The following is a 24,154-nucleotide window of genomic DNA, read 5'->3' on the forward strand; positions in this document are numbered from 1 at the left end:
AGATAAAAAACTATGCCCACGCGCTATCGCGGGGCAGGAAGCTATCTCTAAGCTGTGCTCACCACATTGTCGGTAGTATGTTAAACCATTTCGCTTACTATCTTCGCCGATAACAAACAAAGTGGTATACCCCCTCCGGGATGTACACTTCCCCCGCAAAAGTATAATCCATTTACTTTCGACGATTTATTGGCATGCCTTAAAAATGCCGCGAACTGGCTGTTGGAACTGGTGCCATAAATGGAACCTTTATAGGAGGAAGTTTTGCTTTCGATGCTGCGCGGGTCCAAAATGCTTTCGCAGGCAATGAGCTTGCTGATATCCTCACCTAAAGCTTTGGAAAGCTTTAGGTGGATATTTTGCCTTGCATTTTCTATCAGTACGTCCCAATCCTGCCCGTTGTTAGCGGGTACGTTGATCATCACAAACCAATTCTCGCAACCATAGGGAGCGTCGTCTGTTTTTAGTTTGGAACTGATGTTGAGGTAAACGGTTGGGTCGTGATAGATATCTTGTTCTTGCCAAATATAGTTGAACTCTGCTTTGTAATCGGCACTGAAGAAAATGTTGTGCAGATCCAACTCCGGGAACTGCTTTTTTATCCCCCAATAAAATATTAATGCCGAGCTGCTGCGTTCCTGGCTTAGAATTTTCTTTGGATGCAGCGCCGGATGTTTTTGCAACAGGTTTTTATAAGTGAACCAAACATCCGTGTTAGATACAACAATATCTGCCACTACATTCTCACCTTTCACCCTGATGCCTTTCGCGATTTTATTGATCACTACGATCTCATCCACTTTGGCATCGTAACGGAATTTCACCCCGAGGTCTTCCGCCAGTTTTACCAAACTTTTGGTGATGCTATACATCCCCCCATCCGGAAAATACGCGCCGAAATGATGCTCGAGATGCGGTATGACATTAAGCGTGGCGGGTGCTTCATACGGGTTGGATCCATTGTAGGTAGCATACCTGTCGAAAAACTGCACCACACGCGCATCCTCAAAATAACCCGCGTTAGCTTGATGCATTGCCCGGAAGGCGTCTATACGTGGTAATTTAAATATCGAGCGAACGGTATCCCAGCGCAGGAAAGTTTGCAGGCTATGCAACGAGCGCTCTAAAAAAACATGATTAGTGATGTTATAAATATCGGCGCTGTTTGCCAGGTATTTGATAATGTTTTTGGCCGGTTCGCCCGTGGCGCGGTTGAGTTCTTGCGCGAATTTTTCTGTGTCGGCGTAGGCATTGATGCGAGTGCCATCCTCGTAAAAGTAATGGCAAACCACGGCCAGTTTTTGGTAACGAAAGTAGTCGGCAGGGTTTTTATTGGCAAGTTGGAACAGTTCATCAATATATTGCGGCATGGTGAGCAGGCTTGGCCCGGCATCAAAACGGTAGCCATTTTGCTCAATTTCCGACAGCTTACCACCGGGATAACTATTCGCTTCAAAAACCTCCACAGCGTACCCTTTTACCGCCAAACGGATAGCCGCTGCAATACCTGCAATACCGGCACCTATGATGATGGCTTTTTTGTGAGACATGGCACTAACCGGCTATATGCTTTACCGCGTAATTGATGAAATTTCCTGTTAGTCCGTTATCCTCGGTCCCTTTGCGGCGGATGAAATAAAAATCGCGGGTTATTTTTAAGCCTTCTATGGGTACCTCTATCAAATCGCCCTCGGCAAGCTGGCGGAGGATAGAGGGGCGGGGCATAAAACCGAGGCATTGATCGGCCAACAGGAAATTCTTGAGTGCTTCTGTACCGCCGAGGCGTATTTTAACAGATAGGTCGGCAGGTTTTATGCTGAATGCCGCGATGGCTTTAAGCAGGGCCGTAAGCGTCCCCGAGCCACGTTCGCGCAAGGCGAGCGGTGTTTTTACAAATTGTTTTAAGCTAAGCGATCTTCCCGCCAGCGGGCTTTTCGCCGAACAAACCGGGATCACCTCATCGCTCATAAAATGAGTGTAAGTAACGGTAGTGAGTTTGCTGTCTGCTTCGATAATGCCGAGGTCAACCTCATGGTTCAACAGGGCGTTAAGGATATATTCGGAATTGCGGTTAACCAGTTGTACGCCCACATTGGCGTATTCCCGTTGAAAACCCGAAAGGATATAAGGCAGAATATACAGCGCGATAGTAGTACTGGCGCCCAGTCGCAAATGGCCCGCAGCGTTGGCCGCGTTGCTAAGGATAGAGAGATCGTATTCCACTTTTCGTTCAATTTCGGTGGCCTGTTTCAGGTAATCGTTGAGTTTAATGCCGGCTTCGGTAAGTAAAATGCTGTTGCCCTTGCGCTCGAACAGCGGCAATTTGTACTGGTCCTCCAGCGCTTTTACATGCTTACTGATGGCGGGTTGCGTAATAAAGAGCACCTGTGCCGCCTTGCTAAAACTAAGGTTGGCGGCAACTTCCATAAAAACACGGTGCGAGAAAGAGATCATTTGGCTAAGTTAGTTACCTTTTCGAAATACTTGCCGGTGAATTTGTAGGTGATGAACTTTTTGGTGACTCTGCCTGTAGCCGTAACTAAAGGTATTTTTATAGTGTGAGTTACGGAATCAAATGTAACTACAGGCCTTTTATAATTAACGGAGCCAAAATCATACTCATAAGAGATTTCGTTTTTTAACCCCGATTGCGTTTTAAGAAGTTTTACCTCGGTATTTAACTGACCATTTTCTATTGCGAATATCTTTATACCTGCGCCGGCATATCTTGACGATTCTATAAAACCGTAAATGCCAAGATAGTAGGTTTTATTGGCAGTTTTAAACATGTATAACTTAGTGTAATAGGGAATAAGCTTGTCCTTCACTTCGAAATCCAGCAGAAGTTTTGCCTTTGTTTTGCCATCCGTTTTATATTGAAACACGTTTGCAAAAAGCCGTATGGTGCCGCCGCCACCAATATCCCACCAATAAATGCGAAACAACCCGTCCGACGAGGTAACAATATCCAGCGAAGCCTTCTTTAATTGTAGAAAGGGCAAAGCAATAGTTCCTGGATATTTTTCTGCAACTGCCTTTAGTTTCGCTCCAAAAACATCATTGGCCTTATCTAAAGAATCGCCAGCGTTGAATGTTGTGTCGTTTAGCTTTTCATCCCAATAACCGATGCGGTTAAACGATTTTAGCAGCCCGGTTTCGATAGATTGAGGTGTTTGCGCGGATAAGTTGGCAGATGCTAATAAACAGCTGGTAAAGAGGAATATTTTAAAGGCTTTCATTTGAAATCTTGTTGCATAAAAATAGGGATAATCTCGCGATCATCCCTATCATTTATCTATGACCTAAGGTTAAAACTAATCTCAACCTTCAATCTCTTAAACTACGCTTCTACAGCCTGCCCAATCAAATGCTTAGCCACCAAATACTCGGCAATTTGCACGGCATTGGTTGCGGCGCCTTTGCGCAGGTTATCAGATACTATCCAGCAATTTAAAGTGTTCGGCTGGGTTTCATCGCGGCGAATGCGGCCAACAAAAACTTCATCTTTATCATGTGCGTCAAGCGGCATTGGGTATTTAAGGTTAGCAATATCATCAGTTACAATAATGCCCGGCGATTTGGCAAGTAAAGCTTTCACTTCCTCCACATCAAAATCATTCAAAAACTCAATATTAACAGATTCTGAGTGCCCGCCCATTACCGGGATACGCACAGTGGTTGCGGTAACTTTAATGCTATCGTCGCCCATTATCTTAACGGTTTCCTTCACCATTTTCATTTCCTCCTTGGTGTAGCCGTTCTCGGTAAATACATCTATCTGCGGGATAACGTTCAAATCAATGGTGTATGGATACGCCATTGGGCCTTCAATGCCTTTACGCTCGTTAAATAATTGGTCAACCGCTTTTACACCTGTACCTGTTACCGATTGGTAGGTAGAAACCACCACGCGTTTTATTTTATAAGCATCGTGCAGGGGCTTTAGGGCCACTACCATTTGTATGGTTGAGCAATTTGGGTTAGCGATGATCTTATCATCGGCAGTCAACACATCGGCATTCACTTCGGGCACAACCAGTTTTTTGGTAGGGTCCATACGCCAGGCCGATGAGTTATCAATAACGGTTACGCCGGCTTCGGCAAATAAGGGTGCCTGCTCTAACGAAGCACTGCCACCTGCACTAAACAGGGCAACATCGGGCCTTTGCTTTATCGCATCCTCAACAGAAACCACCTTATACTGCTTACCCTTAAAAGTAATTTCTTTACCAATACTTTTAGCGGAAGCTACGGGGATCAATTCTGTAACGGGGAAGTTGCGCTCCTCAAGGATCTGCAACATTTTAGTGCCTACCAGCCCGGTGGCACCTACTACTGCGACTTTCATTTTGTTGTTAAATTATGTAATAAACTAAACTCCAAATATGCGATTTTTTTGCCAAAACTCCAATTAAGTCTACCATTTTAGTATATAAACCTTTGTTTTTGTAAAGTTTAACTCATTTCGCTCAAATTTTTACCTTTGTACCCAAACCCGCATCTGCATGAGCGAAAAGATTTTAGTGATAGGTGCCAACGGACAAATTGGCACCGAACTGGTTACTGCTTTGAGGAATATTCATGGTGCTGAGAATGTGATAGCATCTGACATTAACAGCCCTAATTATGCCATCCGTAACAGCGGCCCGTTCGAGTTTGCCAACGTGCTGGATAAGGATAACCTGCACCATTTGTTTGATAAGCACCGCCCAACGCAGGTTTACCTGCTGGCGGCCATACTATCTGCGGTAGGCGAACAAAAACCTAAAATGGCTTGGGACCTGAATATGACCGGCCTTTTACACGTGCTTGATTTTGCCGTTGAATTTAAAACCGCGAAGGTTTTTTGGCCGAGTTCGATAGCCGTTTTTGGCCCGCATTCGCCACAATATAATACACCGCAATACTGCGTGATGGACCCTAATACTGTTTACGGTTTCAGTAAATTGGCCGGCGAACGCTGGTGCGAATATTACCATACTAAATATGGGCTGGATGTGCGTAGTATTCGGTATCCCGGTCTTATAGGCTGGCGCGCTTCACCGGGCGGCGGAACAACGGATTACGCCGTGCATATTTTCCACGAAGCACTGAAGAAAGGCAAATACCAAAGCTTTTTGCAGGAAGGTACCGCCCTGCCGATGATGTATATGGAGGATGCCATCCGCGCAACCATTACATTGATGGATGCGCCTGCCGAGCGTATTAGCATCCGCAGTAGTTATAACTTGGCAGGTGTTAGCTTTACGCCCGAACAATTAGCCAATGAAATTAAAAAGCATTTGCCTAATTTCGAGATGAGCTATGCCGATACGGATCCGCGACAGGCGATTGCCGATAGCTGGCCAAAATCCATAGATGATAGCCAGGCCTGGAAAGATTGGGGCTGGCAATTAGAGTACGACTTAGGCAGAATGACCAGCGATATGCTGGAAAATTTAAAGAAAGTAATTTAGAAGCCCCCTAACCCCCTGAAGGGGGAACAAATGGGCTTATGGTATAACAATAAATAAATATCCGGCTCCCCCTTTAGGGGGCTGGGGGGCAAAATGGGAAGAGCATTTGAATTCCGGAAGGAAAGAAAATTTAAGCGCTGGGCCAAAATGGCGGTTCAGTTTACACGTTTGGGTAAAGAAATTGTAATGGCGGTTAAAGCCGGCGGCGGCGACCCTCACACCAACTCGCGCCTGCGCACGGCCATCCAAAACTCCAAGGCGGTAAACATGCCAAAGGATAGGGTAGAGGCGGCTATAAAACGCGCCACCAGTCGCGATGAGAAAGATTACGAAGAAATAGTTTATGAGGGTTACGCGCAGCATGGTGTGGCTATTTTGGTAGAAACCGCTACCGATAACCTTAACCGCACCGTAGCCAACGTACGCAGCTATTTTACCAAATACGGCGGCACGCTGGGCAAAACTGGTTCGCTGGATTTTATCTTCAGCCGTAAATCGGTGTTTACCTTCGATCCGGGAGACCGCGACCTGGAAGAACTGGAATTTGAACTGATAGATGCCGGTTTGGAAGACCTGTTTGTAGATGCCGACGAAGAAGGAAACGAAATTGCCGTATTGCACGCCGCTTACGAAGATTTTGGCAAGATGCAGAAAGCATTGGAAGGATTAGGTATCGAAACCAAATCGGCCAAGTTGGAGCGTGTCGCCCAATCAAACATCGCCGTGACCGAAGAACAATCCGTTGATGTATTTAAGATCATCGACCGTTTAGAGGAAGACGATGACGTACAGGCGGTTTACCATAATATGGCGGAGTAAGTTTTAATTTGAAAATGAATTGATTTGAAGATTTGAAAATTCAACGCAGCTCATTTTCAAATCTTCAAATTACCAAATCTTCAAATTAGAACAATGCCACTAACATCAACCCGAAAACAGGAACAAAAAGTTAAGGTAACCTTTGCTAATGGTTTGCTATTTGTAGAGAAAGCAGATGGCAAGCAGCAGGCATTCCCACTGGAGTGGTTCCCAAAATTGATGAACGCTACCGACGAAGAGCGCGAGGATTGGGACCAAACCGATAAAGGCATCCGCTTTAATAAGCTGGGAGTTGAGGTGAATATCAATTAACCAATTTGACGATTGATAATTTGAAAATGAGCTCATTTTCAAATCACCGCATCATCAAATTTCAAATTACAGCATGACTTTCGAAGAGTTTTTTCAGAAAAAGAGGATCGATCTTACCAGCTTGCAAGTCGGTGAGCCAGCCTTGTTTTTTGAATTTAAAACCCACTTCGAGCAAATGGGCGAAAAGAGTTTCGACCATACCAAAAAGTACTGGTTCAACAAACTACGCCTGCTGTACCACCTGGCACCGGAACAAAAGCCGGAGAAAATGCACCTGGAGAACAGGCTGGCCGAACAAACCATTCTTGAAACGCTTACCGAAAGTATCCCGGAGCCATCGAAACCTGTTGAGTCGAAAGTTGAAAGTCAAGGGTCGAAAGGTGAGGAAACTGAAACTATCGCAGAGTCTTCTACGCCAAAACCAGCTGGCTTTAAACCAAGGTTTAACCCAAAAATGGTTGCGCCAAAGGCAGAAACAAAGGAGGGAAAAGTTGTTGAACCAACGCAACCCGGCGCCACTCCAGTTGCTGCGACACCTGTTTCATCTGCCGAGCCACTTGCCCCAAAACCAGCTGGCTTTAAGCCGAGGTTCAACGCGAAAGTAATGGCCCCTAAAACGGAAGCAGCGGAAGAAAAAGTAGAAGATACCCTGCTACCAGAAAGTACAGATCCAGAAGCATCTGCCGAACCACCTGCTCCAAAACCTGCTGGCTTTAAGCCAAGGTTCAATGCCAAAATGATGGCCCCTAAACCGGAGGTTGTAGAGGAGAAAGTAGAAGGAACATCTCAACCTGAAGATATAGCCCCTGAAACTCCAACGGAATTACCTGCGCCAAAACCTGCTGGCTTTAAGCCGAGGTTTAATGCCAAGATGATGGCTCCAAAGCCTGCAGAGGAAGGGCAGCCAAACCCTGAAATTACTGAACCGGTGGCGGAAACTACTGTAGCAATTGAAACTGCTGCAGAGCCAGATATTTCTGCAGATGAAACCACCCCAAAACCTGTTGGTTTTAAGCCGAGGTTTAACGCGGCTAAGATGAAGCCCAAACCTCCGCAGGAATAATTAATCGAATTAAGAATTTTCATTACATAGATCTATGGACCCCGAAGAGCTGCTGAACCAAAATGGCGGAGAACCCGATAAAGCAAAAAAGGAAAGCCCCCTGGTAAGCCTGGAGCGCGACCTGAAACTTTTTAACGAAAGCATCCGCGAGGTTGCGGTAGAAATTATGCTCGAAGGCTTATCCCTGCACCCCATATTTATTGCCCATCAGCACGAACTCAAACTCGGCGAAGTTATCCTCGACCGCAACGAACTCAATACCGAGTGGAGTATCCACGCCTCCACCATAGAGGAATTTACAGAACGCGGCATCATTAAGGCAGAATTAAAAGAACGCTTCCTCACTACCTACAAAAACCCGCACGATTTTATGTGCCTGTTTGTAGTAGTACCCGAAGGTGCGAATTTTGTGTACTATCCGTATGTAAAGGGTTAGATAATGAGGCAATCCATACTCGATGTAGCTCCCCAATTAGCCGAATACTTTATTGATGTCGAATTTGACCCTATTAGCGTTACAGCGAATAAAAAAATCGATGATAACAGACTTGGCAAGTATCGCCTTTATTTGGGATTATTACACGATAGTTGGATTTTAAAGACCACAATAAACCCTGATCGATTTTTTCTCCGACTTAATGATTTTACCACACATGTATTTGCTGACGCTTTAGTCGAAAAAAAGGGACTCAAAATACAAGAGGCTAAACTCGTTTTCAAAATTGATATTGACTTTCAAATTAGTGATATAACATTCAACAAAGTGGATGATGACGGTTATATTTATCACATAAAAGCCGTAACGATTGATGAATACTTGTATGAAGAAATTATTTCTGTTTCGCCTGAAGTAATGCAAGTTGCTTTAGTTGCTTGGGCAAACGGTAACGGTAGAAAACAAGGGAGCAAAATATTGATACTGATGGAAGTTAAGAGTATTGTATTAACAGAATATCTTGATAGCGATTGGGATTATATTTTTGGTAAAGATTATGACAAATACTATAAGCGTTTTAAATTAGAACTTTTGAATGGAACGTATTTATCAGATCAATCTATTTGCGGAAAATTAATTGATGAAATTGACCGAGATATAGTTAGTCAGCATTAATATTATATTTGTTGTAATTACATTTCAACCATGTCCGAAAAAAAGCTCCTCATATTAAACAGTACGCAAATACAGCAAAAGATAGATCGTATTGCTTACCAGGTGCTGGAAGATAACTTTGACGAAACGGAAGTGCTGATAGCCGGCATCCTTCCCCGTGGCAACCATATTGCTAAACGGCTAAAAGCCGTGCTGGATGAGATTGCGCCATTCAGCACCCGCCTGCTTACCATCGAGCTTGAAAAAGAAAGCACCAGCCTGAGTGCCCGCATCAATTTTGAGATAGAGGAGTGCAGCAATAAGGTTATTGTATTGGTTGATGATGTGCTCAACAGCGGCAAAACTCTGGCTTATGGCTTCGGTGTTTTCCTGGATGTGCCGTTAAAAAAACTCAGAACTGTAGTACTGGTCGACCGTAACCACAAAAGCTTCCCCGTAACAACCGACTATGCAGGCATAGCCCTCTCCACGGTTATTAAAGAGCACGTTAGCGTTGTGCTGGATGTAGAAGGTGAGGAGGATGCTGTTTATTTGGTGTAGAATATAGCTACCTAAAAACTATATCATCGACAGCGTGGTAATCATTCGCATACCTACAAATCTATTACCCCAGCCCCACAACCTCCACCAACCCCTCCACACTCATATCAATTCCGCTTACGTGGTGTGTTGCCTGTAGGTAAAACCCTTCGCGTTCGGCGAGTTTGTGCTCGATAAATTCCACCAGTTCGTCGCCTTTTTTGCCTTGCAGTACAGGACGTGGTGTTTTGGCGTTCTCCAGGCGTGAGGCAAGGGCTTTGGGCGAGAGCTGAATGTACAGCGTTTGTCCGTGTGCGTTCATCCAATCCATATGATCGAAGAAACAAGGCAGCCCGCCACCGGTAGATACGATAACGTTCTCGGGGTATTCTGTTTGCTTTAATACTTCCGACTCCAGTTTGCGGAAGGCTTCTTCGCCATGGCTGGCAAAGTATTCGGCAATGGTCATGCCTACCTGGGCTTCCAGTACATGGTCCAGGTCTATAAAATTATAACCTAAGCCTGCGGCGAGTTTTTTTCCCCAACTGGTTTTGCCGCAGCCCATAAATCCTATTAAATATACGCGGCTCATTGTTTGCTAAAATATTCTTTTACCAGGTCTTCGTACTTGGGCAAGCTGTGGTAATGCCATTTATTTACAACGGTGCCATTTTTCAACAACATAATACCCGGGTTAGAGCGCACCATGCTTTTCAGCGGAACGCCGTCAGCATAAAATAATTCGCTTACCAGGTTATTCTTTTTAGCAAATGCCTCGGCACTTTGTGCCGGATTGGAAGTAAGCAATATTACACGTGTGTTAAAATTTTTAATAAGGTCCGCTGATATTGCATTGATGCGGCCAATTGCTTCTACATTAGTTTCCTCCAGGTTATAGGCTACAATAACTAACGTGTAAAAGGGCCTGGATAGCAATTCCTGGTTATAATTATTGCCCTGGGCGTCCTGTATGTTCAAGTCGCGTATTTTGGGTTCGAAGCCTTTTTTTAGCAGTACGCTTTCGGGCGTGCCCACAATTTCCCAGTTGGTGTCTTTCCAGATGGCGGTTTTAAGATATTCCTTATCTGTCATCAGCTTGGTTTCCGCTGTTTTTTTGTTTTTGAGGTGATAGGTGATTTCGTAAACATCGGCAGGAGCGCCCGGTGGGGTCTTCATCTCCTCTAAAATATTCGCGCCGATCTTATAAGGCAGAAAATCAACCACCGGCGAAAAATTGTAGGTATATAAGCCAAACCCAAGCGACAGAACTGTAGCGGTAATCAATAATTTATCGCCCGTCTTCTGTCCAACCAGCGGTGTAATAGTTTTGCGGTTTACAAAAAGCACAAGCACCAAAAGCAGCAGCAGCATATCCTTGCTAAAAGATTGCCATGGCGTAAGCGGAATAGCATCGCCAAAGCAGCCGCAGGTTTGCACCACTTTAAAATAAGCCGAGTAAAATGTAAGGAAACCGAAAAAGATGATGAGCAACAATAAGCCCCAAATAACAGATACCGCGCGTGTTCCGACCAGCAGGGCAAAGCCCAAAAGCATTTCCAACGCGCAAAGGATAACCGCAGCGCTTAGCGCGAAGCCATTTAAAAACGTGAGGTGAAAAACCTCAAAATATTCTTCCAGCTTATAGGAAAAGCCAAGCGGGTCATTCGCTTTTATTAATCCCGAGAAAATGAATAACAGCCCAACGGCTATTCTGCAAAACCAGATCAAGCCGTTCTTCATGCTAATCCTAATTTTATCAGCGCGAAAACGGAGTAATTCAGCATGTCCTGGTAATTGGCTTTTACGCCTTCAGATGCCAGGGTTTTGCCTTCGTTATCTTCAATTTGCTTTACGCGGAGGATCTTCATCAGTATCAGATCAGTTAAGCTGCTGATGCGCATATCGCGCCATGCCTCGCCGTAATCGTGGTTTTTGGCGAACATCAGGTCCCGGGTTTCGGTAACTTTATCGTCGAATTGTTTTTCTACATGGTCAGCCGCAAGTTCATAAGCGGTTTCATCCGTACTGTCCAATTGCATCATGGCTATAACGCAATAGTTTACAATGCCAATGTATTCGCCGGTGATATCCTCGCCTACTTTAGATACCTGTTTTTCTTCGAGCGTACGAATGCGTTGCGCTTTGATAAAGATCTGGTCGGTGATGGATTTTGGCCTGAGGATGCGCCATGCGGTGCCATAATCGCGGGTCTTTTTCATAAAAAGGCCTTTGCATGTACCAATAACGGCGTCGTATTCTGCTGCTGTGTTGCTCAAAATTGCTGTAAATGTTATAGTTGTTGTAAAGGTTGTAGATGTTGTAAAAGTTGGTGAATTTTAACCTTTATAACACTTACAACGTTTCTAACCAAATGGTGGCTAAAGATACATTTTTTCAGAAAAAAGTAACCCTGAATGCTGGCGGTAAATTGATAGACCTGTCATCCCCTAAAGTGATGGGCATAATCAATATCACGCCCGATTCTTTTTACGCTGGAAGCCGTAAAACGGATACTGCATCGGTAATACAGCAAGCCGAAAAAATGCTCACTGACGGCGCTACCTTCCTGGATCTTGGCGCTTACTCCTCGCGCCCGGGTGCTTTGGATATTTCTGTTGATGAAGAGACCGGGCGCTTGTTACCTGCGGTTGAAGCCATTGTGAAAAACGTCCCTGAAGCTATTATATCCATAGATACTTTTCGCGCAAGCGTTGCCGAGGCCGCCATAAAAGCGGGGGCGCATATTATCAATGATATTTCGGGCGGTAGTTTGGATGCCGAAATGTTTGCCACCGTTGCCCGCTTGCAGGTGCCTTATATTTTAATGCATATGAAAGGTACGCCACAAAATATGGTACAGCAGGCGCAGTACGAAGATATTTTTGCCGAGGTGTTTGATTATTTTGTGAGGCGAATATACCAACTGAAGAAATTAGGCGTACATGATATCATCATCGACCCCGGCTTCGGCTTTGCCAAAACAGCAGAACAAGGTTATGCCTTAATGAGCCGTATGCAGGAGTTTAATCTTCTGCAACTACCGGTATTGGCCGGTGTCTCGCGCAAGCGGATGATCTACGGTTTATTAGGCCACACTGCCGAGGAAGCCCTGAACGGCACCACGGTTTTAAACACCATCGCGCTTACCAAAGGAGCGGGCATCTTACGTGTGCACGACGTGAGGGAAGCAGTAGAGGCGGTGAAAATTTGGGAAGCTTGTGAAAACGCTGTTTAGATTACAGCGCCATATTTTTATATTCTACGGCATCTTCTGCCGTAAACTTGCTGCGGTAGGTAAAGGCATAAGGTGTTTCGCCGTTAGCACGCAAATAGCTTAATCTTTCTACCCCATCAGAAGCAGTTAGGGTGTAACCTGCCGGAATATACCACATGGCCATGTGCATATCCTTCATTTGCTCAAACCATTTTTTGCGCTGCTTAAATATCTCTACGTGCATCGATCCATAGACAAAGCGATGCAAAAACTCCGCGTTTTCCCATACCGACATGTTTACGATAATAAAATCATCATCAAAAACGCGGATGGCGGTAGCGTTGTTTTCTTCGTCTTTTAACCTCCATACAAACCCTTCCGAGCCTTCGGCAAGGGTATTAATACCGTCAAGGTTTGCCACAAATTCTGCCATAACGGGGCTGTCTATAGGAGCAAGCATTTTAGCGATATTGATTTGTGCCAGTTTGTATTGCATTGCGACTAAAGGATTTGGCTCAAAGATATTTAATAGCGACTAAATAATGCAAGGCCTCACATAAGTATGGGCAACTTATTTTGAACGCACTTTAAAGTATTGATATGACGGGCCATCCGCTATAGATGTCCCTATAATGATAGACTGCGGCGTTTCTGTCCAGGCATCGCTATAGTCGGGATTGGTAAAAGTTATTCTGCCAAATTTCAATGTATCTCTTGTTTCGGTTATCTTAATGTTGAACTTACCACTGGCGGTAACCTTATTCTCCAGGTATTTTACGTACGTACTATCGCTGTTAAACTGGTACATGTTGCCGCTGTTGGTAATGGCCCTTGCTGGAGCAAGGCCGCCATGTACATATGCTAATTCCCATCTGCCAAACAGGCCAGGGGTAACCTGTGCGTTTTTTTCTTTTTTGCAGGATGCGAGGCCAATAACTATGGCTACAAGTAATAAGGCTTTTTTCATGTTAGTTTTTTATAATTTATTTTAGTTTAACATAATCTGATGCAATACCATCGGTTGCGGTTGTACCAATGGTTATAGTGTCGCCCTTTATGCGGAATGCTTCCGGGTAATCGGACGTATTGAAAGCGATGGTGCCGTATCGGGCACCTCCTTCGATACCGGTTATTTTTATATGGTATTTACCGCTTGCCGGAATCGCGTCGCCGGCGTACCGGTTGTAGGTACTATCGCTTTTAAACTGGAAGATACTGCCGTTGCCCGGGGGGAATTTATCGTAATGATAACTAAAGCCGCCATAGGTGGCGCGCAACTCGTATTTGCCAAATATACTTCCCTCTGGCATATCGGTTTTAGTGCAGGCAGAGAGAAAGCATACGGTAGCTATCAGTAGTAGAGCCTTCTTCATAGTTAACTTGTTTATTACTATTACGACAGGCGGTGACTAAACGCTACAAGAAGGGTATTTAATTCTTAGCCGATACCACAACACCATCCAGCATCTTCAGTATGGAATCTACGTACTCGCGGTTGTTGGCCAAGCGCGGTACCTTATGCTGGCCGCCAATTTTACCTTTGGCCTTCATCCAGTTGAAGAAAGTGCCTTCGGCTACTTTGCGTACGATAGGGCGGCGAAGGGCCATATCTTTAAAACGTTTGGCGTCGTAATCAGAGTTTACGCGGCGAAGAGTGAGATCAAGTAGGTCTACAAAACGCTCAAACTCGGAGGGTTTTTTTTCAAATTCTATCAGCCATTCGTGGGCACCGCATTGGTCGCCGTTAAAGTAAACGGGGGCGGCGGTATAATCGCGGATGATAGCTCCGGTTTGGGCGCAGGCTTCTGCCAGGGCACGTTCGGCATTATCGATGATGATCTCCTCGCCAAAAGCGTTTATAAAATGCTTGGTACGGCCAGTAATGCAGATGCGGTAAGGCACCAGCGAGGTGAATTTGATGGTATCGCCTATGAGGTACCGCCATAGGCCGGCGTTTGTGCTGATGATGAGCGCGTAGTTTTTATCGAGTTCCACCTCATCCAACGTAAGGGTTTGTGGATCTTCATGGTGTAACTGTTCCAGCGGGAGGAATTCGTAAAAGATGCCATAGTCCAGCATCAGCAGCATATCGCCTGGTTCCTCCAGATCCTGTATGCCGAAGAAACCTTCTGAAGCGTTGTAAGTTTCCAGATAGTACATCTCCTCGTTCGGGATCAGTTTTTTAAACTGTTCTCGGTAGGGGGTAAAGTTTACCGCACCGTGGAAGTATAGTTCCAAATTAGGCCAAACTTCCAGCAGGTTTTTTTTGCCTGTGATCTCCAGGATGCGCTTAAACAGCAGGATGTTCCAGGTGGGCACACCACTAATGCTCGTTACGTTCACATCCTTGGTGGCATGCGCCATTTTCTCTATTTTTTCTTCGAAATTATCCAGAAGGGCTATATCCAGGTGGGGGGTACGGTAAAACTCTGCCCAAAGCGGCAGGTTTTTCATGATCACTGCAGACAAGTCACCAAAGGACGTATCTGCATTAAGCTGACCAATTTGGTGGCTGCCGCCGAGGGTTAAACTTTTGCCGGTAAATATGCGGGCGTTGGGGCGATTGTTAAAGTAGATAGTAAGCATATCCTTACCGCCTTTAAAATGGCATTCCTCTAAGGATTCTTCGCTTACAGGAATAAATTTGCTGCGGTCGCTGGTGGTACCCGATGATTTGGCAAACCAGCGGATCTCTGACGGCCATAATACATTTTGCTCGCCCTTCAGCATCCGCTCGATGTATGGTTTTAGCGTATCGTAGTTTTGGATGGGTACCTGGCGTTTAAAATCAGCCAGGCTTTCGATGCTTTTGTAATGGTGCTTTTTGCCCCACTCGGTATTTTCGGCACCGGCAACCAATTGCTCAAACCACTCTTCCTGTACTTCATTTGGGTATTTCATAAAAAGCTCTATCTGGTGGATACGCTTTTTCATGAACCAGGTAAATACAGAATTTATAATGGCCATAAGAGGGGGTTAATGGTTCATAGATGATAGTTCATAGTTATCGGTTCATAGATCATAGGCCTGTTATGAACCATGATCTATAACCTATGAACTAATCAAATATATTATTTACGGAGCAAAGGTTTTTCTTTTCAATACAAAATTCGCGCCGAGGTAAACTTTACGCACCATTTCGTTGGCGGCTAATACCTCGGGCACGCCCGATTCCAGCAGTTTCCCCTCGAAAAGTAAATAGGCTCGGTCGGTAATGGAAAGGGTTTCCTGTACGTTATGGTCGGTAATTAATATGCCGATATTGCGATGTCTTAGTTTGGCCACCATGGCTTGAATTTCTTCTACGGCAATAGGATCTACGCCTGCAAATGGTTCATCCAATAAAATAAAATTGGGTTCGGCTGCCAGGGCGCGCGCAATTTCGGTACGGCGGCGCTCGCCGCCGCTTAGCAGGTCGCCACGGTTTCTTCGTACTTTATGCAAGCTAAACTCGTCTATCAGTTCCTCCAGTTTATCGCGCTGCTGATCTTTTGGCATTTTACCCATCTCCAGCACGGCTTTAATATTATCCTCGACCGATAGCTTCCGAAAAACCGATGCCTCCTGTGCCAGGTAGCCAATGCCTTTTTGCGCACGGCGATACATGGGTTCGCCGGTTATCTCTTCATCGTCCAAAAATATTTTGCCTTCGTTGGGTTTTATCAGCCCTACTATCATGTAGAACGATGTAGTTTTCCCGGCACCGTTCGGCCCCAGCAAACCCACAATTTCGCCCTGCGACACATTGAACGTAACATCGTTAACAACGCTGCGCTGCTTATATTTTTTTACTAAATTCTCTGCCCGAAGGATCATACCTGTAATTCAAAATTTAAAAGTCAAAATTCAAAAGTGTGCAAACTGCTAATACAACTCACATTCCTCTTTTTTATTCTGATCGTTCTTAATATTCTTCAAAATTAAATAGTTATGGCTTTGACTTTTTAATTTTGACTTTTAACTTATTCTTATCCCTTTTATATTCAACTGTATGGTGCGCTGTTCGCGCCATACGTTTTCTTCTATGGCGTAGCAAATATCAAAGGGCACGCCCGGCTTTAATTGTGGCAGGTATTCTGCATGGTTAAAAGCAATGCAACTAAACGCGGCCGAACCCGGTTGCATCACACTCATTTTTACGTGATTGCCGCCAACCAGGCCTGCATTGCCGCTAACATACACATTTTTGCTCAGGAATACCGGCGCCATGTTCTCCGGCCCAAAAGGCGCAAACTGGTTTAATATCCGAAAGAATTTTGATTCGATATCGGTCAAGTCAATCTCGGCATCAATCAAAATCTGCTGTATCAGTTGCTCATCGGTAATGGTGCTGCTGACTACCTCTTCAAACCGGGCAATAAAAGCGGAGACTTGTTCTGGCTGCATGGTAAGCCCGGCCGCGTATTTGTGTCCGCCAAATTGCAGCAGCAAATCGCTGCAACCGCAAAGCGCTTCGTAAAGGTCGTATCCCAAAACAGAGCGTGCCGAACCTGCCACATGCCCGTTACTGCGTGTAAGCACCACGGTGGGGCGGTAATATTTTTCTGTTAAACGCGATGCCACGATGCCGATTACACCCTTATGCCATTTCTCGTTAAAAACTACGGTTGACTTTTTGCTGATAAGGATGGCATCGTTATCTATCAGGCTCAGGGCTTCGTCGGTGATCTGCTGGTCGTGCCCTTTGCGTTCCTGGTTAAGTTCGTTGATGAGCAACCCTTGTTCTTTTGCTTCATCCTCATGGCAGGCTATTAAAAGCCGAACTGCATCTTTGGCATCACGTATCCGCCCGGCGGCATTAATGCGCGGGCCCAATAAAAACACCACATCGCTAATGGTGTAGGGGCCTTTGCGACCGGCAACCTCCATCAGCATTTTTATGCCGATGCATGGATTTTCGTTAATTTTTTGGAGGCCAAGATATGCAATTACACGGTTTTCGCTGCTGATGTGCACAATATCGCAAGCAATACTGATAGCAGCGAGATCGAAATAATTGCTTACTTCTTCAAAGGGCAGGTCATGTACCTCCGCATATGCCTGCGCCAGCTTTAGCCCAATGCCACAGCCCGAAAGTTCTTTATAAGGGTACTGACAATCGGCGCGTTTTGGATCAAGCACGGCAACGGCGGCAGGCAGTTCGTCGCCTGGTAAATGGTGATCGCAAATGATGAAATCTACACCCAACGTATTGGCATAGGCAATTTTATCAACCGACTTGATCCCGCAATCCAGCGCGATGATGAGGCTAAAGCCATTCGTAGCTGCATAATCTATCCCTGCGGTAGATATGCCATATCCTTCTTTGTATCGGTCGGGAATATAATATTCGATGTTAGCGTGGTGCTTTTTAAAGAAACTGTAGACCAGTGCAACAGAAGTGGTGCCATCCACATCGTAGTCGCCATAAATTAAAACCTTTTCGTTTGCAGCGATAGCGGCATCTATGCGGGTGATAGCCTTCTCCATATCCTGCATCAGGAAAGGATCGTGCAGGTGCAGAGCGGTAGGGCGGAAGAAGTATTTGGCCTCGTCGAAATTATTTACGCCCCGCTGAGCCAGCAGATTGCTCAAAACCGTGCTGATGTTAAGCTCCTGCGCCAGTTGTTGCACTATATTCTCGTCTGCCGCATCTTTTAACACCCACCGTTTGGCCATAAATATTTGTTAGATTTTTTAGGGTGTAAAGATAGGAAAAAGAGAAGCAAGAGGGCAAGATGCAGGAATCAGGAAAACAAATATCCATCGTGTCATTTCGATAGAGCGATAGCGAGGAGAAATCTTATACGAGTTGCATCTGGACTTTGCATATCGATTTGCGTGTTGCATAAGATTTCTCTTTGCCGGCCCGCTCGTTGCGTCCCCGCTCATTGAAAAGACATTGTTTGTTTTATATTGATGTAGAACTTACTTATTTTAGTTGACACCAATTGTTAACCAATTCCCAATGATTTACTACACCCAACTCATATTTATAAAACCCGGATGCGAGGAAGAATTCCACGCGTTTGAAGATAAAGTATTACCGCTTTTGCGGGAACATAACGGTGTGCTGGCTTATCGCATCAGGCCGGAAGCAAAGGCGTTTGTAGAAAGCACTGATGCTTTGCCCTATGAAATTCATTTGGTAACCTTTGGTAGCAAAGCCGATTTTGAAGGCTACAAAACCGACCCGAAGCGACTGGCTTTTATGGAAATGAAGGATCGATCGGTAGAGAAGATCGTTTTGATTGAAGGCGTGGCGTTATAAATTCAAATAAACAGTAAGGCTCACATTGCGGAAACCTCGCTGTTTATCAATACCAATTAAAATTTGGTGATCTCTTCTTTTTCTTCCGGCGTATCACCTTTGCGCTCCACGGTGATGGTGCACTCGGTTAACAATGCCGCTGCTGCGCCAACGGCTGCCAGCACGGGTGCCATTAAAAGGCCAACCAACCCATATGTAACCGGGAAACTCATCATTTCTTTACCATCGTGATTGGTGATGGTGATTTTGGTTACGCTGCCTTCGTTTATCAATTCCTTTACTTTTTTAACGATGCTTTCTCCGTTAATAGAGAATGATTCTTTTGTTGCCATGGTATTTAGGTGTTTGGTGATGTAAATGTTTAATAAGCTTTTAAGCTGTTTAGTATTGGACAGCAGAGGGCGGCAATTGTTACAGTGGGAAGAGAATCAAGATACAAGACAGGAGGAAGATAAAGAAAAAAGAATAAAGACAGGAAATGGTACAAAGGACTTTTTTCTTGTCTTTATTCTTATTTCTTGACTCTTCTTCACTTCAGCGTTTCGTACTTATTCCCGTTAGATGGGTCTGCCTGTAACAGTGTATTCATAGCCTGGGCTTTTTCGGGGCCGACGGCTTTGCTGAAGATAGAAACAAATTCATCATCCTTGGCTGTAAAAAAGGCAAGCGGCAGGTACGAGCCAATGCGCTTACGGTCTACCTGGGTAAGCTGTGGCAATATGGTACTGATGGTTTTACGTGCCTTAACGGCGTTATCAGCCATCATATCCAAGCCGTTGCGATGATAATCGTATATAAAGCTGCGCAGGTTGTTGTACAACTTATTGTTTAAGTTTTCTGATAGCCAGTAACGGTTCAGGTTACTGTCGAAAGCTTTCCATCCTTTAAAAGACGCGGTTTGGGCGTTTTGTACCACCGTTTGCGCTTGAGCGAAATACGGACTACCGCCATAACGCGAGAAGGAGTCGTAATCCATCCCCACAATAATATAGGCATAAAATGCCATTACCGAACTGAGGTTGTTTTGAAAATTTTGGTCGCTGTAGTCGATGGTTTGGCCTTCGGTGTAAGTGAAATCTACATCGCGGTCGTTAATATTGAGCAGGGTGGTAGTGTAGCTGGAGTTAAAAACAGGGCGCGAGGACTGCACCTGCATTTCGCAGCTGAAATTGCTGCCGCCATCCCAATTAGTAATATTCAGTACAAAATTGCAGTTGATGCGTTCGTTTGGTGCAATAACATCCGCAGCCCATTTACGGCCGTTCAGGAAATCCTTCATGGCGGTTTCCAGCGTGGTGAAAATACGTTTGTTACTTACCTGTATTTTAGGTGCCAATATTTTTACCCTTGCATTCAGATCCTGCGCTTGTGCATAGCAACAGTAGGTAAAAAGCAAAGTGGCGATGAGCAGGCAGCGTTTCATGGTTTTAGCAGTTGGATAAATTTAGCACAAATATCCTTTGCCACCTCATTTTTATTTTTCAGCGCGAAGGTGGTTTTATTCAACGCCTTATCAATCATGGTTATTTTATTAGTATCGCCTTTAAAACCGGCACCTGCATCGTTCAGCGAATTAAGGACGATCATATCCAGGTTCTTGTTTTTCAGCTTCGCGATAGCATATTCTTCTTCGTTATTGGTTTCCAGCGCAAAGCCAACCAATACCTGCCCCTCGCGCTTCTGCTGGCCGAGGGTTTTTAGGATGTCAGTCGTTTTTTTCATTTCGATGTTTAACCCGCCGTCTTGCTTCTTTATCTTTTGGTCTGCAACGGTAACGGGTGTATAATCGGCCACGGCAGCGCACATAATGCAGCCATCGGCTTTGCCAAAATTGGCCAGGCATTCGCGCAGCATATCGGCGGCGCTGGTAACGTCTATCCGTTTTACGTTTCTATAGATGCTTTTTTGCGCGGTTGGCCCTGCTATAAGGGTAACATCGGCACCCAAAACCGCAAGCTCGTCTGCAATGGCAAAACCCATTTTGCCCGACGAGTGATTGCCGATAAACCTCACCGGGTCTATCGCCTCATAAGTAGGCCCGGCTGTTACCAATACCTTATGGTTTACCAAAGGGAGTTTTTGTTTAATATCCGCTTCCACAAAAGCTACTATCTCCTCCGGTTCGGCCATACGGCCTTCGCCGTGCAGCCCGCTGGCCAGCTCGCCACTTCCGGGAGGAATTAAGATGTTCCCAAAGGATTGTATTTTGCTGATGTTATCTTGCGTGGCTTCGTGCTTCCACATATCAAGGTCCATTGCCGGGGCAAAGTAAACCGGGCACTTTGCAGAGAGGTACACCGCGGTGAGCAGATTATCTACCAATCCACCCGCCATTTTGGCCATGGTGTTGGCGCTGGAAGGTGCTATTATCATCAGATCGCCCCAAAGGCCAAGTTCTACGTGGTTGTTCCATTCGCCGGTTTCGGGTTTAAAGTATTCGCTATAAACCGGGTGTTTAGATAGGGTAGATAAGGTAAGCGGTGTAATAAAGTTGACAGCATCCGGTGTCATCACCACCTGCACCTGCGCGCCCGCTTTTACCAGCAAGCGCACCAGCGTAGCAGTTTTATAAGCTGCGATACTACCGCAAACACCCAGAATGATTTTTTTAGATTCCACCATAAAAGCCCCCAGCCCCCTGAAGGGGGAGCCGAATTAAAAGTTCAAATAAACAAAAAAACTCCCGTTAAGGGAGTTTAATATTTTAGCAAATCAAAAGCTCCCCCTGGGGGCTTCAGTTTATTGCTGTTCTTTGCTTGGGTTACGGTAGTAAACCTTATCTTCTAAAAATTCCTGCACAGCTACCAAAGTAGGTTTAGGTAATCTTTCGTAGTATTTAGAGATCTCAATTTGCTCGCGGTTTTCAAAAACTTCTTCCAGGTTATCATTTGCCGATGCAAATTCAGAAAGTTTTTGGTGTAACTCTTCCTTTATGTTGTTTGATATCTGGTTTGCCCTTTTTGACATAATTACAAGCGACTCATAAATGTTGTCGGTTTTCACATCCAGTTCACGCAGGTCACGTGTTACGGTGCTGCTGGCTACTGTTGGTTTATTTGTGTTAGTGGTGCTCATGTCTTTTAATTAAAATGCTTTATGTATTAATATGGTATTTTCTGGTTGTCTCTATCCTTAATAGAGGGTGGCTGTGTTGCTGTCGTATCTTTCTTAGCAACCTTTTTCGCCAAAGCAGGGTTGTAGGCAATCTCCGCTAAAATCTTTTTAGCTTCAACAATGCCGCGCTCGCTGTCCTTTTTATAGTCGGCAGCTTCTTTTAAGTATTTGCTGCCGGCGTATTTCTCCGTAAACTGGTCAGCATAGCTTATCACCAGGCCAAAACGCTCTTCCTGGCGTTGCTCACTGCTCACCTGTGCGTATTGGTACTGTGCTTTTATAGTTAAAAATTCAAGTTCCTCTGCATATTTAGTATCCGGGTAATCGCGCAGGGTGTTGTTAAACGCAATAGCGGCGGCCTGGTAATCGCCAATAGTTAAATACAACTTAGCGTTTTCGTAAGCTTTACGCTCCAATTTATCGCGCAGGTTTTGTATCAGCTTGCTCGCTTCGGTAACACGGTCGCTCTTAGGGTAAAGGTTAATAAACAGCTGCAGGCTCTCAATAGCCTTTGTAGTGTTCTCCTGATCCAGCGAGTAGATGGGTGAATCCAGGTAAAAACAGTAAGCGGCAATAAAGCGGCACTCCTCAGCACGCGGGCTGGTGGGGTACGTATCTGCAAAGGTTTTAAAGTGGTAACGGGCCGATGTATAATCCTTCAGCTTATAATTAGTATAAGCGTAGTAGTAATATAGATCTTCCGCACCGGCGCGGCCGCGGTAAATAGTAACCAGGTCTTCAAATAAACCAAGCGCCTTGCTGTAATCCTTTTTATTATAAAACTTTACTGCTTCAGAGTATTTCTTGGCGTTATCGTTACTGGCTTTTAGCTTTTCGTACTTGCTTTTACAACTGCCGAGCGCAATAATTAATAGCAGCAATACGCCCGAAATAATGTGTAGTTGTTTTTTAAACATTTTGCAAAGATAGTTGAATATTATAAATCAGTCAATTATTTATTTAGTGGACGAATATATAACGACGTTTTTGCACCTTATATATATAACGCGTGTATTTAACATCTTTTAACGTTGTGGAAGGAGGGGGAAGTTAATGGTTCATGGTAGGACGGAAGTTGATAGATTGGACGGGGTTATAGTTAGTAGTTCATAGATCATAGTTCATGGTGGGAGGAATTGATAGGCATAGTGGGGTTATAGTTAAAGGTTCATAGATCGTGGTTCATGATAGGAGGTGCGTGCCTGTCGCGCAGAGGGGATATGGTATATCTATGCATAAACCTACTCGGTTATGTAATGCAATAGCCGGGGATTTGGATAGTGCTTATTATATAGTATATATAGGCGGATGTTTTTGAGGTTGTATATACTATATATATGTTAGTGGGTTCGCGGTTTTGCTTTGGGTATTATATAGTATATATAGGTAGCTCAAAACTCGCGGTTCAGTTCTGCTAATAATTAATCAAATCTGGGAGCATCCAATAATCCCTTAAATCAGGGTTTGGATATAGTATTGGCGGTGCCGTTGGCCCGGGCTTTTCGCTCATACGCGCAAACGGCCTTAGGCGCTGGGCCTGTATCCGCTGCAATCCCTGCCGCAGGGTTTCGTTCTGGCCGTTCTTCGTTAGGCACGGCCATCGTTACGTCCATATCTCTTGCAAATCAAATCCTATGAATCGCATAAATCTCTTAAATCCCGGTTCAGCAGCTCAACTTCGGCTGAAAGCAACCATTTCAATTTTGCAGTAAAACGTACTAATCCTCCCTAATAGGCATTAGTTGATGGCTAAATCAGCACAATCCGCTGTTGATGTAGCACTAATTGAAAATATATTCTTCAGCAACAATTAATGATCAGATATTAAAAACAGGCCTAAATCACGCGTTTTACTATAAACTATCATCTATTACCCATTAATGCCTCATTTTTTCCTCCTCATCTACAGCGTGTTAAAAATACACTATGCAAATAGTTTGCAAAGCATTTGCAAAAGCAAAAAAGCTATGTACCTTTGCAGCCCGCAAACGAAATAGCGGGTTGTTCTCTGAAAAATAAGCAGCTAAAAATTAAAAAATAAAGTTTGCAAATTCAACAAAGGTTAATACCTTTGCAGCCCGCAAAAGAGGAAACGAAATTGCGATTGTACATTGAAAAGCAAGCTTAAATAATTAAAAAATAAAGTTTGCAAATTAAAGGAAAGTAACTACCTTTGCAGCCCGCCAAATCGGAAACGAAAATCGGGGAAAAGGTTAAGAAGTCGAGCTTAAAGAATTAAAAAAATAAAGTTTGCAAATAACAAAAAGGTTTCTACCTTTGCAGTCCCAAAACGAGG

27 protein-coding genes are annotated in these 24,154 nt (G+C 44.6%); 9 read left to right on the top strand and 18 right to left on the bottom strand.

The annotated features are described in order from the left end of the window. Positions 1 to 80: 80 nt before the first annotated feature. The 4 genes from crtD to ABIX36_RS13335 form a co-directional block, all read right to left on the bottom strand. Entirely contained in the window at positions 81 to 1,550 is a 1,470-nt protein-coding gene (gene crtD / locus ABIX36_RS13320) for a 1-hydroxycarotenoid 3,4-desaturase CrtD (protein WP_348082655.1), read from the bottom strand. A gap of 4 nt (positions 1,551 to 1,554) precedes the next feature. Beyond that, positions 1,555 to 2,454 (bottom strand): LysR substrate-binding domain-containing protein, encoded by a 900-nt coding sequence (locus ABIX36_RS13325; RefSeq protein ID WP_348082656.1) that lies wholly within the window; start codon positions 2,452 to 2,454, stop codon positions 1,555 to 1,557. Further along, a complete protein-coding gene (locus ABIX36_RS13330) occupies positions 2,451 to 3,239 on the bottom strand; it encodes a hypothetical protein (RefSeq protein ID WP_348082657.1) in 789 nt (262 codons plus the stop codon). Before ABIX36_RS13330 ends, ABIX36_RS13325 begins: the two co-directional genes overlap by 4 nt. A gap of 101 nt (positions 3,240 to 3,340) precedes the next feature. After that, on the bottom strand, positions 3,341 to 4,348 hold the full coding sequence (locus tag ABIX36_RS13335) for an aspartate-semialdehyde dehydrogenase (RefSeq protein ID WP_348082658.1): 1,008 nt from the start codon (positions 4,346 to 4,348) through the stop codon (positions 3,341 to 3,343). A 157-nt stretch (positions 4,349 to 4,505) separates the two neighbouring features. Between ABIX36_RS13335 and ABIX36_RS13340 the strand changes: the two genes are divergently transcribed. The 7 genes from ABIX36_RS13340 (at position 4,506) to ABIX36_RS13370 (ending at position 9,301) form a co-directional block, all read left to right on the top strand. Next, the gene (locus tag ABIX36_RS13340) at positions 4,506 to 5,456 is read left to right on the top strand and encodes an NAD-dependent epimerase/dehydratase family protein (RefSeq protein WP_348082659.1); all 951 of its coding nucleotides are present in this window, start codon (positions 4,506 to 4,508) and stop codon (positions 5,454 to 5,456) included. 93 nt (positions 5,457 to 5,549) lie between these two features. Further along, complete coding sequence (locus ABIX36_RS13345; protein WP_348082660.1) at positions 5,550 to 6,275, top strand: YebC/PmpR family DNA-binding transcriptional regulator; 726 nt, start codon at positions 5,550 to 5,552, stop codon at positions 6,273 to 6,275. A gap of 93 nt (positions 6,276 to 6,368) precedes the next feature. Further along, entirely contained in the window at positions 6,369 to 6,587 is a 219-nt protein-coding gene (locus ABIX36_RS13350) for a DUF2442 domain-containing protein (protein WP_348082661.1), read from the top strand. A gap of 73 nt (positions 6,588 to 6,660) precedes the next feature. Then, a complete protein-coding gene (locus tag ABIX36_RS13355; protein ID WP_348082662.1) occupies positions 6,661 to 7,650 on the top strand; it encodes a hypothetical protein in 990 nt (329 codons plus the stop codon). Between the two features lie 34 nt (positions 7,651 to 7,684). After that, positions 7,685 to 8,086, top strand: a complete 402-nt coding sequence (locus ABIX36_RS13360; protein WP_128535560.1) for a hypothetical protein — start codon at positions 7,685 to 7,687, stop codon at positions 8,084 to 8,086. Between the two features lie 3 nt (positions 8,087 to 8,089). Next, the gene (locus ABIX36_RS13365) at positions 8,090 to 8,761 is read left to right on the top strand and encodes a hypothetical protein (RefSeq protein ID WP_348082663.1); all 672 of its coding nucleotides are present in this window, start codon (positions 8,090 to 8,092) and stop codon (positions 8,759 to 8,761) included. 30 nt (positions 8,762 to 8,791) lie between these two features. Then, entirely contained in the window at positions 8,792 to 9,301 is a 510-nt protein-coding gene (locus ABIX36_RS13370) for a phosphoribosyltransferase family protein (protein ID WP_348082664.1), read from the top strand. A gap of 64 nt (positions 9,302 to 9,365) precedes the next feature. On the opposite strand, the gene ABIX36_RS13375 is transcribed toward ABIX36_RS13370, so the two are convergent. Genes ABIX36_RS13375 through ABIX36_RS13385 form a run of 3 tightly spaced genes read right to left on the bottom strand, consistent with a single transcriptional unit; the run spans position 9,366 to position 11,559 of the window. Then, positions 9,366 to 9,872, bottom strand: coding sequence for a shikimate kinase (locus ABIX36_RS13375; protein WP_348082665.1), 507 nt, complete (start codon positions 9,870 to 9,872; stop codon positions 9,366 to 9,368). After that, on the bottom strand, positions 9,869 to 11,020 hold the full coding sequence (locus ABIX36_RS13380) for a BT_3928 family protein (RefSeq protein WP_348082666.1): 1,152 nt from the start codon (positions 11,018 to 11,020) through the stop codon (positions 9,869 to 9,871). The genes ABIX36_RS13375 and ABIX36_RS13380 overlap by 4 nt, the downstream gene beginning before the upstream one ends. After that, positions 11,017 to 11,559 carry a DUF1599 domain-containing protein gene (locus ABIX36_RS13385; protein ID WP_348082679.1) on the bottom strand — a complete coding sequence of 181 codons (543 nt, stop codon included), beginning with the start codon at positions 11,557 to 11,559 and terminating at the stop codon, positions 11,017 to 11,019. The genes ABIX36_RS13380 and ABIX36_RS13385 overlap by 4 nt, the downstream gene beginning before the upstream one ends. A 92-nt stretch (positions 11,560 to 11,651) precedes the next feature. Here ABIX36_RS13385 and folP point away from each other — a divergent pair, with 92 nt between their 5' ends. After that, complete coding sequence (gene folP, locus ABIX36_RS13390; protein ID WP_348082680.1) at positions 11,652 to 12,515, top strand: dihydropteroate synthase; 864 nt, start codon at positions 11,652 to 11,654, stop codon at positions 12,513 to 12,515. Between the two features lies 1 nt (position 12,516). Here the strand turns inward: folP and ABIX36_RS13395 are convergent, their stop codons facing one another. The 6 genes from ABIX36_RS13395 to recJ all read right to left on the bottom strand — a co-directional run bounded on the left by ABIX36_RS13395 (position 12,517) and on the right by recJ (position 18,152). Next, positions 12,517 to 12,990 carry a DUF3291 domain-containing protein gene (locus tag ABIX36_RS13395; RefSeq protein WP_348082667.1) on the bottom strand — a complete coding sequence of 158 codons (474 nt, stop codon included), beginning with the start codon at positions 12,988 to 12,990 and terminating at the stop codon, positions 12,517 to 12,519. A gap of 75 nt (positions 12,991 to 13,065) precedes the next feature. Then, positions 13,066 to 13,461 (bottom strand): hypothetical protein, encoded by a 396-nt coding sequence (locus ABIX36_RS13400; protein ID WP_348082668.1) that lies wholly within the window; start codon positions 13,459 to 13,461, stop codon positions 13,066 to 13,068. 16 nt (positions 13,462 to 13,477) lie between these two features. Continuing rightward, the gene (locus ABIX36_RS13405; protein ID WP_348082669.1) at positions 13,478 to 13,867 is read right to left on the bottom strand and encodes a hypothetical protein; all 390 of its coding nucleotides are present in this window, start codon (positions 13,865 to 13,867) and stop codon (positions 13,478 to 13,480) included. Positions 13,868 to 13,925: 58 nt separating this feature from the next. Next, a complete protein-coding gene (locus ABIX36_RS13410) occupies positions 13,926 to 15,461 on the bottom strand; it encodes a GH3 auxin-responsive promoter family protein (protein ID WP_348082670.1) in 1,536 nt (511 codons plus the stop codon). A gap of 108 nt (positions 15,462 to 15,569) precedes the next feature. Further along, on the bottom strand, positions 15,570 to 16,310 hold the full coding sequence (gene lptB, locus ABIX36_RS13415; RefSeq protein ID WP_348082671.1) for an LPS export ABC transporter ATP-binding protein: 741 nt from the start codon (positions 16,308 to 16,310) through the stop codon (positions 15,570 to 15,572). Between the two features lie 141 nt (positions 16,311 to 16,451). Further along, on the bottom strand, positions 16,452 to 18,152 hold the full coding sequence (recJ, locus tag ABIX36_RS13420; RefSeq protein WP_348082672.1) for a single-stranded-DNA-specific exonuclease RecJ: 1,701 nt from the start codon (positions 18,150 to 18,152) through the stop codon (positions 16,452 to 16,454). Positions 18,153 to 18,441: 289 nt separating this feature from the next. Here recJ and ABIX36_RS13425 point away from each other — a divergent pair, with 289 nt between their 5' ends. Continuing rightward, a complete protein-coding gene (locus ABIX36_RS13425; protein ID WP_348082673.1) occupies positions 18,442 to 18,744 on the top strand; it encodes a hypothetical protein in 303 nt (100 codons plus the stop codon). A 56-nt stretch (positions 18,745 to 18,800) separates the two neighbouring features. On the opposite strand, the gene ABIX36_RS13430 is transcribed toward ABIX36_RS13425, so the two are convergent. From ABIX36_RS13430 to bamD, 5 genes are all read right to left on the bottom strand, one after another. Continuing rightward, entirely contained in the window at positions 18,801 to 19,076 is a 276-nt protein-coding gene (locus tag ABIX36_RS13430; RefSeq protein WP_348082674.1) for a DUF4342 domain-containing protein, read from the bottom strand. 197 nt (positions 19,077 to 19,273) lie between these two features. Further along, a complete protein-coding gene (locus ABIX36_RS13435) occupies positions 19,274 to 20,167 on the bottom strand; it encodes a DUF4835 family protein (protein WP_348082675.1) in 894 nt (297 codons plus the stop codon). Further along, a complete protein-coding gene (coaBC, locus tag ABIX36_RS13440; protein ID WP_348082676.1) occupies positions 20,164 to 21,366 on the bottom strand; it encodes a bifunctional phosphopantothenoylcysteine decarboxylase/phosphopantothenate--cysteine ligase CoaBC in 1,203 nt (400 codons plus the stop codon). Before coaBC ends, ABIX36_RS13435 begins: the two co-directional genes overlap by 4 nt. A gap of 117 nt (positions 21,367 to 21,483) precedes the next feature. Further along, positions 21,484 to 21,819, bottom strand: a complete 336-nt coding sequence (locus tag ABIX36_RS13445; protein ID WP_348082677.1) for a DNA-directed RNA polymerase subunit omega — start codon at positions 21,817 to 21,819, stop codon at positions 21,484 to 21,486. A 26-nt stretch (positions 21,820 to 21,845) separates the two neighbouring features. Then, on the bottom strand, positions 21,846 to 22,775 hold the full coding sequence (gene bamD / locus ABIX36_RS13450; RefSeq protein ID WP_348082678.1) for an outer membrane protein assembly factor BamD: 930 nt from the start codon (positions 22,773 to 22,775) through the stop codon (positions 21,846 to 21,848). Positions 22,776 to 24,154 lie beyond the last annotated feature (1,379 nt).

The sequence above is a fragment of the Mucilaginibacter sp. genome (assembly GCF_039925265.1).
In the GTDB taxonomy this organism is placed as follows: domain Bacteria; phylum Bacteroidota; class Bacteroidia; order Sphingobacteriales; family Sphingobacteriaceae; genus Mucilaginibacter.